At 79.3% G+C, this 1,389-nt stretch carries 2 protein-coding genes; both read left to right on the forward strand.

Annotation, left to right across the window (positions count from 1 at the left end):
- Window positions 1-281, forward strand: a 281-nt coding sequence (locus tag JNW98_RS33515; protein WP_223772069.1) for a zinc-binding dehydrogenase, incomplete at its 5' end; no start/stop codon positions are given.
- A 101-nt stretch (window positions 282-382) separates the two neighbouring features.
- Window positions 383-1,389, forward strand: a 1,007-nt coding sequence (locus JNW98_RS33520) for a sensor histidine kinase (protein WP_223772070.1), incomplete at its 3' end; no start/stop codon positions are given.

Below are 1,389 nucleotides of genomic sequence, written 5' to 3' on the forward strand. Positions count from 1 at the left end.
ACGCCGCCGTGCTCGGAGTGGCCGCACTGGGGGCGGTGCGCAACCGCGGCGCCTTCGTCTCCGTCGTCGGCGGCGCGGCGCCGACGCCGCTGCGCGGCATCACCGTCACCGAACTGTGGGTCGCGGCCGACGGCGCCGCCCTGGCCCGGCTCTCCGCCCTGGCCGACACCGGCCGGCTCACCCCCCGCGTCGCCGGCGCCCTCCCGCTCGCGGACGCCGTACGGGCTCACCGCCGGCTCGCCGAGGGAGGACTGCGCGGCCGGCTGGTCCTGACGCCCTGAGAGGCCCTCATCGGCGACAGGGCCGGGCCCGGCCGAGGCGCGCCTGTCCATGCGACTTTCGGCAGTTCCGGGGCGCCGCGCGGGCCGCGTACGGTGCGTCGGTGAACGGAACGACGACGACCGATAGACCCCCGCTGCTCCGCGACCCGGGGACGGTGCTCGCTCCGGCCGCCGTGCTGGCGGCCGGGCTGGGGGTCGACTCCCTGTGGTGGGCGCTGCCGGGCGCGGTGTGCGCCCTGCTGGCGGGGCACCGTTCGGGGCGGACCTGGCCGATGGCCGCCGCGCTCGGCGGCCTGGTGGCGGCGGGGGCCGTGGCGGTCCTGGCGGTACCGGCCCTGTTTCCGCTGGGAAGCGTGTTCGTCGCGCTGGTGGTGGGGGCTGCGCTGCTGCCGTGGTTCGCCGGCCGGGTGTGGCGCCAGTACCAGGAGCTGACCCGGGCGGGCTGGTCGCGGGCGGAGCAGCTGGCGCGCGAGCGGCGGCTGGTCGCCGAGCAGGCCCGGCTGCGCGAACGGGCCCGGATCGCGCAGGACATGCACGACGCGCTGGGGCACGACCTGAGCCTGGTCGCGCTGTCGGCGGGGGCGCTGAAGCTGGCGCCCGGCCTGGCGGAGGCGCACCGGACGGCGGCCGAGGACGTCCGCGCCCGGGCGGCAGCCGCGGTGGAGCGGCTGGGCGAGGTCATCGGCATCCTGCGGGAGGACGCGGACCGGGCTCCCGCCGGGCCCGCGGACTTCGGTGCCGGGAGCATCGGGCGGCTGGTGGCGAACGCCGCCGCCTCGGGGCTCGCCGTGACCTCGCACGTCGAGGGGCGGGAGGACGAGGTGCCGGGCCCGGTCGAGCGGGCGGCGCACCGGGTCGTCCAGGAGGCGCTGACGAACGTGGTGAAGCACGCGCCGGGCGCGGCGGCGGAGGTGCGGGTGACGCACGCGGCCGGCGAGACGGTGGTGACGGTGCGCAACACCGCGCCGCCGTCGGCCGCGGACGGGCTGCCCGCCGGCGGCCGGGGGCTCATCGGGCTGGACGAGCGGGTCCGGCTGACGGGCGGCACGCTGCGCCACGGCCCGGACGGCGCCGGGGGTTTCGCGGTGACGGCCCGGCTGCCGCACGC

The sequence above is a fragment of the Streptomyces huiliensis genome, assembly GCF_020037025.1.
Lineage (GTDB): Bacteria > Actinomycetota > Actinomycetes > Streptomycetales > Streptomycetaceae > Streptomyces > Streptomyces huiliensis.